Raw genomic sequence first — 14742 nt, 5'->3', positions numbered from 1 at the left:
CCAGCACACATCTGCACATCCGACCGGCCCCCACAGTCGGGCCGGGCGATCGCCTACCGCTCCCCTTGCACCTCCAGGACTGAATCCATGGCTGCGATAACACATATCGGGTGGACCTTCAGCGACGACGGCCGCCCGGGTTCCACCCTCAACCTGGGCAGCGGGTGCACCCGTGTCAGCGCCGGCTGCCTCAACTGCTACATCGAGAGAACCGCGCCGTTGCGCATCGCGCACAGACGCTTCGACGGCCCAGGAATCGGTGCGAGTCTGCCGATCGTGCAGCACCCTGAACGGCTGGCGCAGCCGCTGCGCTGGCGAAAGCCGCGCCGGATCTTCCTCAACAGCCTCACCGACACCTTCCACGACGCTTACCCCGACAGCTACATCGCCCGAGCCTGGGCTGTGATGGCCACTGCTCGATGGCACACCTTCCAGATCCCGACCAAACGACCGGCCCGGATGCGGGCGTTGATGACCAGCGCGGAGTTCCGCGAGCTCGTCGACGACGAATGGGCGACCTTGCCGCGAACCCTCAACCGCCCCACCTTGATTCAGGACGCCGCCGATCGGCCGTCGACACGGTGGCCGCTGGACAACGTGTGGCTCGGCGTGTCGACCGAGGATCAGCACACCGTCGAGCTGCGGATCCCGCAACTGGTGCGCACCCCGGCCGTCGTCCGATTCGTGTCGGCAGAACCCCTGCTCACCCAGATCGACCTGCGTCGCTTCCTCGGCACTGGCCCGGCGGGACTGGACTGGGTGATCGTCGGCGGGGAATCGGGACCGATCACCCGCATCACCCGCATGGACCCACAGTGGACGCGAGACCTGATCGAGCAGTGTCGAACCACCGCCACCGCCTGCTTTTTCAAGCAAACCGGAACACTGCTGGCCCACGAATGGGGGATTACGCCGCCGGGTGACAACCCCCGCGAATGGCCCGAACCGTTCCCTCAGCAATTTCCCATCCCCCAGACCACGGGAACCGAACCGCACTCCGTTGACGGCAGGGCCCAGTAGCGTGCGCCCCGTCACCGATCCGATGTCCGCAGCCGGGGAGGCTCACCCCTGGCGACCGGAAACGCATGTGGCAATGAAGCATTCAGAAAGGCGATCCTCATGACCACTACTGGCGCAGTACCCGCGTCGCCTACTGCCGTCAGCCCTGCCCTCGCTGCAGGCCTGGACATTCCGGTCGTGACCGGGGTGGCGGCACAGGGTGACGTTCTGATCTCCCCGGCGAAGGTCAAGCGGGCCCGCATGCCGATGCCGCCGGAAGTCACGGTGGTTGGCGGCGAGTTCGGCGGGCACCCGCACACGTTGCACCCGGAGGGCGAGTGCTTCTGGGAAGAGGCGGTAGGGCTGAAATTGGGCATCCTGACGGTGCCTCGTGGCTCGAGCGCGTTCTTGATGCATCCCGAGCACGGAACCCTGGAGATCGCGCCCGGCACCTACCGGCTCGCGAGGCAGCGCGAGTTCACCGATCGCGACTGGCAGTTGGTGGCCGACTGATGGACACCGACACGACGATTGAGCCGTTGCCGCAGGCGATCCGGGACCGGGTGCGGTCCCATGTCGCTACCTGGACGCAGCGGATGTACTCCACCCAACGGCCGGACCAGCCCGCAGTCGAACAGGCCTTGGCCCGCCTCTACAGCAGTGCGGGCTGGTCGGCGCCGCGCTGGGTGGTCTGGACCGACTCGCCCGTGGCCGCCCAGTACACCGTCGACCTCATCATGGACGGCGGCGGCGCCCGAACGCTTCAGAGCCGACTGTCGCAGGACCTGCGTGATCGCTATCGCGCAGGACTGGAGCGTCAGGTCGATCCGGAGTTCTGGGCTGAAACGCGGCGACTGGACGGTGTGCCCACCGACATCCCTTGGCGCGATCGTGCCCGCCGGATGATGTCCGATCCGCACTTGGCACGGGTGGTGCGCTTGTCCGGCGTCTTCGGCCCGGTGACCGCGGTGCCCGGCCGGTTGGACCTGTGGTTCACGCCGGCTGCCCGCGTGACCGCGACCACGTCCTACTCACTGGCGGGGGAGACCGACGAACTGCAGTCATGGATCACGCGGTTCACCGGGCAGCGCATTCGGTGGCACCGGTGTGCCGAATTGGTCTGCAGAGAGTTCGGGCGAGACCCCGCGCCCATCAGCTGGCCGCATCCGCGGCCGATGTATGCGCTCGACCTGGCCCCCGCCCAGATCGCCAGCTGGATCATGGGGTCACTGATCGGTTCCCCGGCTGCAGTCGCGCACGCCCGCGACGTCGGCACGGTGATCGGTGCCGTCAGCTACGCCCACCTGTTTCCGGCGGTGGCGGTGCTGGCGCAGAACCCGACCATCCTGCGCACGAACAAGGAAGGCCTGCTGCACGGTGATCCCGGCCCGGCGCTCGAGTTCGCCGACGGCATCGCCCAGCACTGGTGGAGGGGCCGTTGCGTGCCGGCCACGGCGATAGAGCGGCCGGTCACGGTCGAACGGATCATGTGCGAGCGCAACACCGAAGTCCGCCGGTGCCTCATCGAACGTATGGGCTGGCCCGAGCTCATCGCACAGGCACATCTGGCCCCGGTCGGGCCACCGGTCCCCGACCCCGGCAACCCACCGCACACACTGCAATTGTTCGACCTGCCCAAGCGGCTACAACCGGTCCAGGAAGGGCGGCGCATCGCGGCTCGAGTGTTGTTGTGCACCAACGGCACCGCCGAACGTGACGGCACGCGCCGTCGCTACGGGCTGCTGGTGCGGGCCACACACAGCGATCCCGTCGCGGCCGCCGCAGACATGTACGGGGTGTCGGTGAAGACCTACCGCCGCATGCAGATTCGCGTGTGAACGCACCTACGGCCCCACCTAACTGGCGTTCGAATTACAGAAACCCAAAGCCGCGCAACCAAGGACGCCGCATGCCCACCGCTGCCATCTCGGGCCGTTCCGCCCATGTGCATGGGCAGAAACGACCCGCTACACCCCGATGCGAGCAGCGGGACGCGCGCCGTGCGATCTGGCCGAGCGGCTGGCGAGCCCGCGGCCAACAGGTTGCGCCGTGCTCCGATGCCGCGACCCGTGCGGAAGCTATCGGGGTGTCCTGCGGTGAGCCGATGCGCCTGGTTCCCGACCACCGGGCGGGCGAGCGGGCCGACTACCTCGCCGAGGTCACCCGGTTCGCCGCATTATTCGAGGGGAAGGGCATAGCGCCATGACCGATCAGCACCACCATGAGGAGGAAGGAATCTCCATGTCCGACACCGCAGTCCGCACGTTCGCCGCCGCCGATCGCCCGGTGCCGACCGACACCAGCGACGGGGGCGCGGTCTGGGGATCGTGGGCGGTCGACGCGGTAACTGTGGGGGCGCTGCCACAGGACGACGACTGTCGTCGTCCTGTGATCCTGAGTGTCAACACTGTGCTCGGTTCCGATCCGGAGCTGACCCCGGCCGCCGCGCGCCGCCTGGCCGTTTCCTTGCTGGCCGCGGCCGACGCTGCCGAGGGCCACCCGGTCGGGTGGGCCGAATACCGGGCCGAGTCACCGAATCTCGGCAGCCCGGACCCGACGCGGCCTGGGTGGGCGGTCGTCGGGCCTGGTCATGCGATGGGGCCGACCCAAGCTCCGGAGACTTTCGACGTCGACCGGATTCGCCGGTTCCGGGACGAGTACACCGCCGTGGGCCGCACGGTTGCCGTGTGGCGGCGCATCTATCGGACGCTGACCGATATCGGCGAGTGGGAAACCATCGACCCCGCCACGCTCGGCCCGGTTGAGGTGGACCAATGAACGCGTTCTCGGAGGACAGGGACGAGTGGGAATGGGAAGCGGAGGTGAACCGGTGACGAACGTGATTCAAGCGGTGGCCATTCTCGTGGGGATGGCCGCGGTGTTCTTCGGAGCGATCGTGTGGGATCGGTTGCGTGAGACGTATCGTGATCCGTTGCGGCCGTTTGCTGTGGCGTCCGAGCATGACTACCGGAATGCGGTACGCCGGTTCGATCTGCTCGTTGCCCGCGGCGAATGGGCGGCCGCCTGGATGGGGGCGACCGCAATCTGCGGGTGGTTGCGACACGAGCGCCGTTACGGGTCGGCTCGCCGCCGTCGCCGCTTCGAGACCCGTCTACAGCAGTGGGAACACCGCAGGGGTGAATGCAGCCCCTTCGACAAGGATTCGGAGCGGTGACCGGCCGCAAGCCCGCGCTGCGGTCGCGGGCGCGGATCGGTCGCCGCTGGGTGCGGGTGCGCGGCAGGGACAGCAACCTGCCTTCCGACGCCGCCGAACTACGGCTGCCAGCGTCGTGCTCGTTGGCCGCCTTCGACCGGAACGGTCCTGTCGTAAACGGGCTGATCCTCACCGCATACCGCGCACGCCTGCGCGACCACCTGTCCGTCGGCCGACGACTCGGTCTCATCGAGGACGCAAACCACACGGAGGGCAGCAACACACCGAAACAGTAAGAGCCCCTGAAGGATTCAATGGCACCCAAGTGTGTCGGTGCCCACATCTACAGTAAACCCACATGCCCAACCCGTCCGGGTGGGCGCAGGGAAAGCAACGAACAGGGGTGGTAATCAATGTATTCCGCGGAGATCAACCGTAAACAGCCGGCGCTGCTGGCATTGCTGGTCGACCAGTCGTTCTCGATGTCGGAACCCTGGGGCCGCTCCGGTGGCTCCAAGGCCGACGCGCTGGCGGCAGCGGTGAACAATCTGCTCGGCAACGCGGTGCTGTTGTGCAGCAAGGGTGGCGAAAAGATCTACAACTACTTCGAGGTCGGTGTGTTCGGCTACGGCGCGGGAACGGGCCCGATCCTGCACGGCGCCGAGCGCACTCGCCCGATCCTGCCGGTGGACGAGGTCGCCAACAATCCTCGCCGGGTCGACACTGTGAGCCGCCGTGTGCCCGACGGCGCTGGCGGCGTGATCGAGGAACAGCAGCAGATGCCGGTATGGGTCGACCCGATCGCCGATGGCGCCACCCCCATGGTGTCCGCGTTCAGCCAGGTGGAACCGGTGATCGCGACCTGGTGTGCGGAGCATCCCAGCAGCTTCCCGCCGATCGTGATCAACGTGACCGACGGGGCGAGCACCGACGGCGATCCCTGCGAGATCGCCGCCCGCATCCGCGCCCTGGGCACCGACGACGGCGAAGCCCTCGTGTTCAACCTGCACCTGTCCGGTGCCGTCAGCCAGCCGGTGATCTTCCCGAACTCCGACGCCGGAATGACCGATCCGAACGCGCGCATGCTGTTCGAGATGTCGAGCCCGCTGCCGCCGGCGATGCTTGAGGCCGCCGCCTCGATGAAATATCCGGTGCAATCCGGGTCGCGCGGATTCCTCTACAACGCGGATGCGGCGATGGTGATCGATTTCCTCGACATCGGCACCCGCGCCGTCACCCCCACCGGGCTCAAGGACCTCACCGACGGCGCCAACGGCAGCGACGCCTCGGCGGTGGATCGCCCCGAGGCCATCTGAACCGTGCGCAGGGAAGGGGTGACGATGCCGAGCGCGTCGGCGCACATCGGGTGGGTGCCCAAGGCCGGCCGAGACCCGGGAGAAAACGACGATCGTGCCGCAGCAGGAGTGCGGCGCTTCGCCGTCGCCGACGGTGCGGCCACCTCCGCCCGCGCCGAGGTGTGGGCAGACATCCTGGTGCGCGCCTTCGTCGAGGACCATCTCGACCCCTTCGACCCCACCGTGCTGCCGCGCCTGCGCACCCAATGGCAGACCGAGGTCGACCTGCCCGACCTGCCCTGGCACGCGGTCGCGAAACTCCAGCTCGGTGGCGCCGCCACCTTCGTCGGACTCGAACTGGACGAAGACCAGCGGCGCTACCGATGTTGCGCCATCGGTGACGCCTGCCTGCTGCACCTTCGTGCCGGGCGGTTGCTGACCGCGGGCCCGCTTCAGCGGCCCGACCAGTTCGGCCGCGACCCGGCACTGATCACCACCCGAGCCGGGGACGAATCCCACCACGCCGCGGTATGGCGCACCGACGGCGCGTACCACACCGACGACCGGTTCGTCCTGGCCACCGACGCGCTGGCGAAATACCTGCTCCGCCACCACCACAACGACACGGCCGTCGACCTGAGTGCCGCGCTCACCGACGGCTTCTCCGACTGGGTCGCTGCCGCCCGTGCCGGCGACGGACTCGACAACGACGACACAACCCTCTTGCTGGTGCACGTATGAGACTGCCGAGCCTGCTGGAATATCAACGCGCGGTCCAGACCCCGCGCCATGCGTTCGCGACGGTCGACTTGCTGCGCACGGGGCGACCGGTCCTCAACGCCCAGGGCATGCCGTCGGTGGCCAGCGGTGGATTCGCCGCCACCTTCAAGATCCAGACCGCGACCGGCGACCCATACGCGGTGCGCTGTTTCCACAAACAAGGTCAGGACGACCGCAACCTGCCCGAACGCTACCGCCACATCGGCGACTTCGTCGCCACCCATCCCGACCTCGACTGCCTCATCGACGTGGTGTACCAGGACGACGGCATCACGGTGGGCGGTAACCGATTTCCGATCGTACGCATGCAGTGGGCCGACGGCGAAACACTGGGCGTATGGGTCGAGGACTGGATCGAGGACCCGCGCCGCGACCCAGCCGCCATCGACACCGTGCGCACCGCCATCGCCTCCGCTGTCGCCGCCCTGCGCCAGCACGGTGCCGCCCACGGCGACCTGCAGCACGGCAACATCCTCGTCGGCGACGACCTGTCGATCCGGCTGATCGACTACGACGGCATGTACCTTCCGGCGTTCGCCGGCAAACCGCACCTGCAGGCCATCGAACAAGGCCACCGCAACTACCAGCACCCCGGCCGCGGGACCCGCTACGACGCCGACATCGACGCATTCTCCGCCGCGGTTATCGACCTGTCCCTGCGCGCCCTGCAGCACCGCCCCGACCTGTGGGACGACTACGGCGGCACCGGCGAAAACCTGATCTTCACCGCCGCCGACTTCGTCGACCCCGTCAACTCGGCCGTGTTCGCCGAGCTCGCCACGATCCCGGACGTCGCGGAGGCGGCCAACCGACTGCAACGCGCCTGCCAGGTCGACTACGACCACGTGCCGGCCGCGCTCGCCGGCAGGGCCGTGTCCGTGCCCGCCGCGCCCGTCGCAACCGGGTCCGCCGTCACCGGCGACGTTATTCCCGCCCACGAAGTCGACCGCCTGCGCCGCCTCCAAGGTCAGACCGTCACCGTGTTCGGCACCATTCGATTCGCCTCCGTCACCAAAGGCCGCGGCGGCCGCGACGTGGCGCTGATCAACCTTGGCAACTACGAGAACGGCGACTTCACCATCGTCGGCTACGACGCCGTCGCGGCGGCACTGTTCTCCGGGTACGGCGAATACACCCGCAACAACAAACGCGTGCTGCGAAAGCTGCACGGCTGGCGGGTCAGCATCACCGGCACCATCGTGCTCTACGAATACAAGGGGTTACTGGTCCCGCAGATCGAGCTTCCCCGCGCCGGACTGCTGCGTAACCTCCCCTCCGACAAGGTCGCCGCCTTGACCGCGGCCGCCGCCAACCGCGGCACACCCGCCACCCCCCGCCGCCCTGCGGCGACCCCGCAGCCACCGCAGCCCCGCAGCACCGCAGCACCGTCGACCCACACCCCTGCGGGTCCCGCCGCTGCGCCGCCGCAATCGGCTGCGACGCCCACCGATCCCGCCGGTCGGGCGGCGGCCCGCGCCGCCGGCCTGCACAACCTGTACAAGAACTTCCCGACCACCCCGCCACCAGCCACAGCTGCCACACCCGCTCCGATCCCCACACCACCATCGCCTGCTCCGTCGACACCGGTGATCCCATCGCCGTCCCCGCATCGGTCACCCCCTCTGGTGCCGCCGAAGTATCGGCGAGAGCACCTACCCCGGCCCCGCCCCCAAGCCGTTCCCGTGCCATCCCGCCGACCGGCGGGGCGGTCGCATCGACGTCGCCGAAACAACCTCGCGTCTGTCGGCGTGCTGATCCTCCTCGTCGCGGTGTTGCTCGGGCTGCTGATTCTGCGCCACCGCACGACATCCACCGATCCGGTGACATTCCAGAACGCCTCCCACACCGTGGCCTGCCGCCTCACCGCGAGCGGTGTCGACGCCGGAATCCGCTGCGACACCGGCGAAGTCGATTACACTCCGCCGCCGGTGCCGCCGGGCTGCACCGAGCCCGGCTGGGGCCGGACCCTGACGCTCACCGCCACCACGGTCGGCTTCACGTGCACGCCTCCGGTCGCCGACCCGGAGGCGACTGTTCTCGCCGACGGCGCCACGACGACCGCGGGTCCCTACACCTGCACCAGCACCGGCGACACGGTCGCCTGCCGAGATACCCGCCCGGGTGGTCACCAGTTCCGCATCGGCCGCAACGCCTACGAGTTCAACTGACAAACATGTTGAGCCATAATGCAAAAGAACGTATGCTGGTCGTGTTAGGGGGTGATAGGTGCGACCGAAACCTCCCGGGACTGCACCAGCTGCCGGTGCAGTCCCGCCACTCAAACCTCCGGCGCCCTGCCGGTGGAAGCCGTGAAATACCTGCAGAACCACCGTGACCGCTATGGAAAGTTCCTGATGACTACTCCCGACAACCTGCCGATGCTGCAGAAGCCTCCGCTGTTCCGGCTCGTGATCGACGAGGTCTCGCACGTCGGCGCCGCCGCCCCTGATCCCCTGGAGCGCCACTTCGGGGAATCCCTGGTCCAGGAGGCCCTGGCCGCGCTCATCAGGCAGGGCCGCAAGTATGCACCGTTTCACGCCTCGACCGATCTTGTGTGCGAGTGCGGCGCAGTGTTGTATGCGCGGTTCACCGACGACCAGCCGCTGCCCATTGCGGCCGTGTGCCCGCGCTGCGAGGTCACCATCCCCTGGGAGCAGGTCCGGCAGACCGCCCGCCCCAAGCATGCGATGCAGGACTTTCGGCATCTACTTGAGGGTTCCGTGCGTGACCAGTTCCGAGACCGGATCGCGGCATCACGAACAGGGTTGGCCGACCTGGATGGGCTGCGGTAAGGATCACCGGAAGTCTGCGGCACATCCAGCGAACTGTCCACTGCCACAACGCTCTTCCCGTGAGGATCCCGATGGTGACCGTCACCCAGCCCAAGGGGCACCGTCACCCGCAACCGTCGTCCGCGTGCGGCAAAGCCAGTGGGCAGACGCCTGTCGTCGCCGAGCGTGAGCTGCCGATAGAGACGATATCGGTCAACGGTCGACAGGAGCGGCATGTGGAGAACTGTCGATGCACCACAACCCTCGTGTGGTGGCCGTGCGAGGTTGCGCCGGACCAGCGATGAGACCTCTGCATCGGAACACCATGTCTCCGACCGAACGCTTCCAAGGAGGGAGCCGCTGATGCTGCGCCGTGTCGAGAACGTAGCGGTGACACATCGTCCGCGGTTGTTCGGCCGGAGCGGGCCGATCTTCCTGCGTGTGGGCCGGTCGGTCTTCAAGACCTTCGACCGTCTCCATGTCGATGACTTCGCCGCGCTGTGGGCGCAGTCGGATGATTGGCCGGTTCTGTTCGGCATCATCGGCGAACGCCAGTACTGGCGGTTCGCCGGCCGATGGTTCGTCGACAACGACGGCCTGTCCGCCGAGGCTGTGCACGCCCTGCTCGTGACCCGCGACCAGCGCCGCCAGACGGCCATCAACCGTGCTCAGACGACTGTTGCAATGCTGAGCGAACCGGCACCCGCCGTGCGCGGCGCCATCCCCGACGACTTGAAAATGCTCATCTGGGCCCGCGACGGCGGCCGATGCCGCAAATGCGGATCCAACAGCGAACTGCAATTCGACCACATCATCCCAGTCTCCAAAGGCGGCGCTACCTCCGAGGAGAACCTGCAGCTGCTGTGCGGCCCGTGCAACCGCAGCAAAGGCGGAAATTTGGTGTAATCGCATCTGGCGCCCAAGGGTGTCGGTATGTCGTGGAATGCTCGCAGCATGACCGACCAGCCGCCAGGAACCGCCGAACCGTCTGCCGATCACGACCTCGAGTCGACGGCAGCCGATCTCATTGGTGAGGCTGTCTCCCGCCAGCACGTGCCCGGCACCTCGCTGCGAATCCTCGCCCAACCCACGTACCGCGGCCAGAACACCCAGCCCATCACCATCACCGACGACACACCCAGCTACCGCACCGTCACTCTCACCGTGCGCCACGACCCCTGCGCCGTCTCCACCCCGCACACCCCCGGTGGCCGGACACCCGCCGACATCCCCCACGACGCCGACGCCCTGACCACCACGCACATCGCCGACTGTGTGGCCCGCGTGCTCCACAACACCAGCCGAATGACCGACAATGGCTTAGCGCGAACGCATTTCACGGCCACGACCGAGGGCGATGCCGTCGTGTGCACTCTGGGCATCGAGATCGCCGACGGCATAGATACCCGCACCTTCCGGATCACCATCGACACGACCGAACACCCAGGGGTGGTCTCGGCTGACCTGGCCTGAGTCGCCGGGCAGATAGCCGGTGGCCCAGCGCGGACGCGATCGGCTGCAGGATGAGATCAGGACTATCGCCGACGAGTTGCCGCTGCGGCCGGTTCGGTTTGCTGTGGGGTGGTGATGATGCGGACGGGCAATCCGGCCTCCCGTGCGAGGTCGATGCAATTGTTCGTGCCGATCGATGTCGACAGTGGAAAGGCCAGGCACACGGCGTCACGGTTGTCGTCAACCATTTCCTGATTCCGGAGCGGCCCGGCGGCGTCGCCGTGACGACGCCAGTCGGCCTGGTACACGCGCCACTGGCAGCGGTGCTTGTTCTTACGGCACCAGCCACGCACGTGCAGATCGACCCCGGACGGGCAATCGCCCACCGCCACTTGCAGTGTGGTGCACCGTTTGGCCAGCGCATCGAGCTCGCGCCACACGAGTTCCCATGCGGTCCAGTCGTGGGAACCGGTCACCACGACCCGCATCGTGCCGGATACCGGCGGAGGCGTCGCCTCGATCGGTGCTGACGGGGTGGGGGCGGATGGCGCCGGCGAGCCCTGCTCGGCGCCCGCGAGCAGGGCATCGATAGCCGCGGTCAGGTCGGGGGAGGGGGACACGCGCAGGCTGTGGTCGAGTTTCAGCAGCGTGGTGGCGGCACCGGCCAGCCGGATGTGCACCTCGGTGGCACCGGGGTGCGCGCGCAGCACTTGCTTCAGGGCAGCGACCGTGTCGGGGGTGCATAGCCGGGTGGGGAGGGTGATGGCGAGTGGTGGGGGCGGGTCGTGCGCCGGTAGTGTCGGCACGATCAGGTCGTCGGCGATCAGTGAGATGCGGTCGTCGCGAACGGACACGCGAGCCTTGATCAGCACCACGGCGTCTTCGACGACGTCCGTGCCGTACAGCGAATAGGTCTGTGGGAAGAACAGCACCTCGATGCTGCCGGTGAGATCCGCCAATTGCGCCGTCGCCCAGGGCAGTCCGGTCTTTTTGTTGACTCGGCGCGTGATCGCGGCGAGGATGCCGCCGACGACGACCTGTGTGCCGTCTTCGACGTCGCCGTCGAGAAGTGCGGGAATCTGCGTATCCGCCTGCGCGGCAAGCACATGCGCTACGTTGTCGAGTGGGTGCCCGGACACGTACAGGCCCAGCATCTCCCGTTCCAGGGCGAGCTTGTGCTTGGTGTCCCATTCCTCGTCGGGCACCGTGACATCGAAGACACGGGAAACGGCGTCGTCCGCGTCGTCGACGCTGCCGAACAGGTCGAACTGACCGATCGCCTCGGCCTTCTTGGTGGCCATCACCGCGTCGATGGCGTCGGCGTGCACCATCATCAGGCCCTTGCGCGGATGCCCGAGGGAATCGAAAGCGCCTGCTTTGATGAGGGATTCGGTGACCTTTTTGGTGCAGGCCACGGTGTCTATCTTGTTCAGGTAGTCGGAGAAGTCGGTGTACTTCGATTTTTCCTTGCGTGTCCTGGTGATCGAGGCCACGACGTGGGTGCCGACGTTGCGTACCGTGCCGAGGCCGAAGCGGATGTCGTTGCCGACCGAGGTGAAGTCGTGTTCGGATTCGTTGACGTCCGGCGGCAGCACCTGGATGCCGCGGCGGCGGCAGTCGGCCAGATACACCGCGACCTTGTCCTTGTCGTCGCCGACCGAGGTGAGCAGTGCGGCCATGAATTCGGCCGGGTAGTGCGCTTTCAGGTAGGCGGTCCAGTACGAGTGCATGGCGTAGGCGGCGGCATGCGATTTGTTGAACGCATATCCGGCGAACGGAAGGATCGTGTCCCACAAGGCTTTCACTGCCGCAGCGGGGTAGCCGTTGGCGCGCATTCCGCTGTCGAAGCCCGCGAACTCGGCAGTCAGGACCTCGGCCTTCTTCTTGCCCATGGCGCGGCGCAGGATGTCCGCTCGGCCCAGCGAGTAGCCGGCCACCTTCTGCGCCACCTGCATGATCTGTTCCTGGTAGACGATCAGGCCGTAGGTTTCGGCCAAGATCTCCCGTAGCGGTTGTTCGAGTTCCGGGTGAATCGGTGCGATGGGCTGGCGGCCGTTCTTGCGGTCGGCGTAATCGTTGTGGGCGTTCATGCCCATCGGGCCCGGGCGATACAAGGCGAGCACGGCGACGATGTCCTCGAAGCCGGTGGGTTGCATGCGGCGCAGCAGATCCCGGGCCGGTCCTGCATCGAGCTGGAACACACCCAGGGTGTCACCGCGGGCGAGCAATTCGTAGGCGGCGGGGTCGTCCAGCGGGATGCTGCCGAGGTCCAAGGCGATACCGCGGTTGGCGGTGACGGCGCGGATGGTGTCGTTGAGTACCGTGAGGGTGCGCAGCCCCAGGAAGTCCATCTTCAGCAGGCCGATGGCCTCACACGACGGGTAGTCCCAGCCGGTGATGATCGCCCCGTCCTGGGCCCGCCGCCACACCGGGATCACGTCCATCAGCGGCTCGGAGGACATGACCACCGCGCAGGCGTGCACGCCGGCGTTGCGGATCAGTCCCTCGAGGCCACGGGCGGTTTCGTAGATCTTGGCGACGTCCGGATCGGTGTTGATCAGCTCGCGGACTTCGGCGGCCTCGCCGTACCGGTCATGCGCGGGATCGGTGATGCCGGCCAAGGGGATGTCGACGGCCGAGACGGCCGGTGGCAGCGCCTTGGAGATCCGGTCGGCGATCGGGAAGCCCGCCTGGCCGAACTGCACCCGCGCCGAATCCTTCAGCGCCGCTTTGGTTTTAATGGTGCCGAAGGTGATCACCTGAGCGACCTTGTCGCTGCCGTATTTCTCGGTGGCGTAGTGGAGCATCTCTCCGCGGCGGCGATCATCGAAGTCGATATCGATGTCGGGCATCGACACGCGCTCGGGGTTGAGGAACCGCTCGAACAGCAGGCCATGAGTGATCGGGTCGATGTCGGTGATGCCCATCGCGTACGCGACCAGGGAGCCGGCCGCCGAACCACGACCGGGCCCGACCAGGATGCCCGCCGATCGGGCGTGGCCGACCAGGTCGGCGACCACCAGGAAGTACGCCGGGAACCCCATCTGGATGATCACGCCGAGCTCGAAGTCGGCGCGGTCGACGTATTCGCCGGGTACACCGTCCGGAAGGCGGCGCCCCAGGCCCCGCATGACCTCCTTGCGCAGCCAGCTGGCCTGGGTTTCGCCCTCGGGCACCGGGAAGGCCGGCATCCGGTCACGATGAACCCACACCGGGTCGTAAGGCTGGATCCGGTCGGCGACGACCAGGGTGTTGTCACAGGCGCCCGGGATCTCGGCGTCGAACAGCGCCCGCATCTCGGCACCCGATTTGAGGTAATAGCCGTCGCCGTCGAACCGGAACCGGGCCGGATCGGTAATCGTCGAGTTGGTCTGGACACACAGCAGCACTTCGTGATTGCGGGCATCGGTGCGGTGCACGTAGTGGCAGTCGTTGGTGGCCAGCGGCGGGATGCCCAGCTTGCGGCCGACCTCGAGCAGGCCCTCGCGGACGCGGCGCTCGATGGACAGGCCGTGGTCCATGATCTCGAGGAAGAAGTTCTGTTTGCCGAAGATCTCCTGCCACTTGGCCGCCGCCTCCAGCGCCTCGCGCTCGTGGCCCAGGCGCAGCCGGGTCTGCACCTCGCCCGAGGGGCAGCCGGTGGTGGCGATGATGCCCTCGGCGTGCTGGGCGATGATCTCGGCGTCCATCCGCGACCACTTGCCGAGCTGGCCCTCGATCGAGGCCAGCGACGACAGCCTGAACAGGTTCTTCAGGCCCGTCGCGTTCTCGGCGACCATCGTCATGTGGGTGTAGGCGCCGGAACCGGAGACGTCGTCGCTCTTCTGGCTGGGATCACCCCACAGCACGCGTTTGGTGTTGAACCGGGATTCGGGGGCGATGTAGGCCTCGATGCCGATGATCGGCTTGATGCCCTGCTTCTCGGCGGAGTTGTAGAACTCCGACGCGCCGAACATGTTGCCGTGGTCGGTCATGCCGACCGCGCTCATCCCCAGCCGCTCGGCCTCCTTGAACAGGGGCGTGATCTTCGCCGCGCCATCGAGCATCGAGTACTCGGTGTGGTTGTGCAGGTGAACGAAAGAGTCCGTCGCAGCCACAATCGCCCTCCTCAGTGGACGTCGACGCCAGCAACATACTGCCGACCACCGACTCCTGACCCCAGCACGTAGCCCGCCGTCCGACCACGACGACGCTGCGATGTCGGAAGCACGATGGGGGAGAGGACAATTCCACCGATGTATGAAGGAGCTATCCCTCCCCTGGGGGAGGCCGGCAGGATCTCCAACTCCAC

Annotated in this window: 14 protein-coding genes; 13 read left to right on the top strand and 1 reads right to left on the bottom strand. The window is 67.3% G+C overall.

Going from position 1 to position 14742, the window contains the following annotated elements; genetic code table 11:
• Positions 1 to 87: 87 nt before the first annotated feature.
• The 13 genes from IU452_RS34260 (at position 88) to IU452_RS34200 (ending at position 10472) form a co-directional block, all read left to right on the top strand.
• The gene (locus IU452_RS34260; protein WP_195113401.1) at positions 88 to 1020 is read left to right on the top strand and encodes a DUF5131 family protein; all 933 of its coding nucleotides are present in this window, start codon (positions 88 to 90) and stop codon (positions 1018 to 1020) included.
• Between the two features lie 99 nt (positions 1021 to 1119).
• Positions 1120 to 1512, top strand: coding sequence for a hypothetical protein (locus tag IU452_RS34255; RefSeq protein ID WP_195113400.1), 393 nt, complete (start codon positions 1120 to 1122; stop codon positions 1510 to 1512).
• Positions 1512 to 2837, top strand: coding sequence for a DUF6745 domain-containing protein (locus IU452_RS34250; RefSeq protein ID WP_195113399.1), 1326 nt, complete (start codon positions 1512 to 1514; stop codon positions 2835 to 2837). Before IU452_RS34255 ends, IU452_RS34250 begins: the two co-directional genes overlap by 1 nt.
• A 71-nt stretch (positions 2838 to 2908) precedes the next feature.
• On the top strand, positions 2909 to 3205 hold the full coding sequence (locus IU452_RS34245) for a hypothetical protein (RefSeq protein ID WP_195113398.1): 297 nt from the start codon (positions 2909 to 2911) through the stop codon (positions 3203 to 3205).
• Positions 3206 to 3240: 35 nt separating this feature from the next.
• On the top strand, positions 3241 to 3777 hold the full coding sequence (locus tag IU452_RS34240) for a hypothetical protein (RefSeq protein ID WP_195113397.1): 537 nt from the start codon (positions 3241 to 3243) through the stop codon (positions 3775 to 3777).
• A 52-nt stretch (positions 3778 to 3829) separates the two neighbouring features.
• Entirely contained in the window at positions 3830 to 4174 is a 345-nt protein-coding gene (locus tag IU452_RS34235) for a hypothetical protein (protein WP_195113396.1), read from the top strand.
• Complete coding sequence (locus IU452_RS34230) at positions 4171 to 4449, top strand: hypothetical protein (protein WP_195113395.1); 279 nt, start codon at positions 4171 to 4173, stop codon at positions 4447 to 4449. The genes IU452_RS34235 and IU452_RS34230 overlap by 4 nt, the downstream gene beginning before the upstream one ends.
• Positions 4450 to 4566: 117 nt before the next feature.
• Positions 4567 to 5469: a VWA domain-containing protein gene (locus IU452_RS34225; protein ID WP_195113394.1), complete on the top strand. Its 903-nt coding sequence runs from the start codon at positions 4567 to 4569 to the stop codon at positions 5467 to 5469.
• Between the two features lie 24 nt (positions 5470 to 5493).
• Positions 5494 to 6189: a hypothetical protein gene (locus IU452_RS34220; RefSeq protein WP_195113393.1), complete on the top strand. Its 696-nt coding sequence runs from the start codon at positions 5494 to 5496 to the stop codon at positions 6187 to 6189.
• Positions 6186 to 8396, top strand: coding sequence for a hypothetical protein (locus tag IU452_RS34215; protein ID WP_195113392.1), 2211 nt, complete (start codon positions 6186 to 6188; stop codon positions 8394 to 8396). The genes IU452_RS34220 and IU452_RS34215 overlap by 4 nt, the downstream gene beginning before the upstream one ends.
• A 186-nt stretch (positions 8397 to 8582) precedes the next feature.
• Positions 8583 to 9020 carry a hypothetical protein gene (locus IU452_RS34210; RefSeq protein ID WP_195113391.1) on the top strand — a complete coding sequence of 146 codons (438 nt, stop codon included), beginning with the start codon at positions 8583 to 8585 and terminating at the stop codon, positions 9018 to 9020.
• Between the two features lie 264 nt (positions 9021 to 9284).
• Positions 9285 to 9905: an HNH endonuclease gene (locus IU452_RS34205; RefSeq protein WP_228819248.1), complete on the top strand. Its 621-nt coding sequence runs from the start codon at positions 9285 to 9287 to the stop codon at positions 9903 to 9905.
• Between the two features lie 48 nt (positions 9906 to 9953).
• Positions 9954 to 10472, top strand: coding sequence for a hypothetical protein (locus IU452_RS34200; protein WP_195113389.1), 519 nt, complete (start codon positions 9954 to 9956; stop codon positions 10470 to 10472).
• A gap of 62 nt (positions 10473 to 10534) precedes the next feature.
• Here IU452_RS34200 and dnaE read toward each other — a convergent pair whose 3' ends face one another.
• Positions 10535 to 14548, bottom strand: a complete 4014-nt coding sequence (gene dnaE, locus IU452_RS34195) for a DNA polymerase III subunit alpha (RefSeq protein WP_416382395.1) — start codon at positions 14546 to 14548, stop codon at positions 10535 to 10537.
• Positions 14549 to 14742 lie beyond the last annotated feature (194 nt).

Source organism: Nocardia transvalensis, from assembly GCF_015477765.1.
Lineage (GTDB): Bacteria > Actinomycetota > Actinomycetes > Mycobacteriales > Mycobacteriaceae > Nocardia > Nocardia transvalensis_A.
The sequence above is the reverse complement of the archived record's forward strand: the minus strand, read 5'-3'. Positions and strand labels throughout refer to the sequence as shown.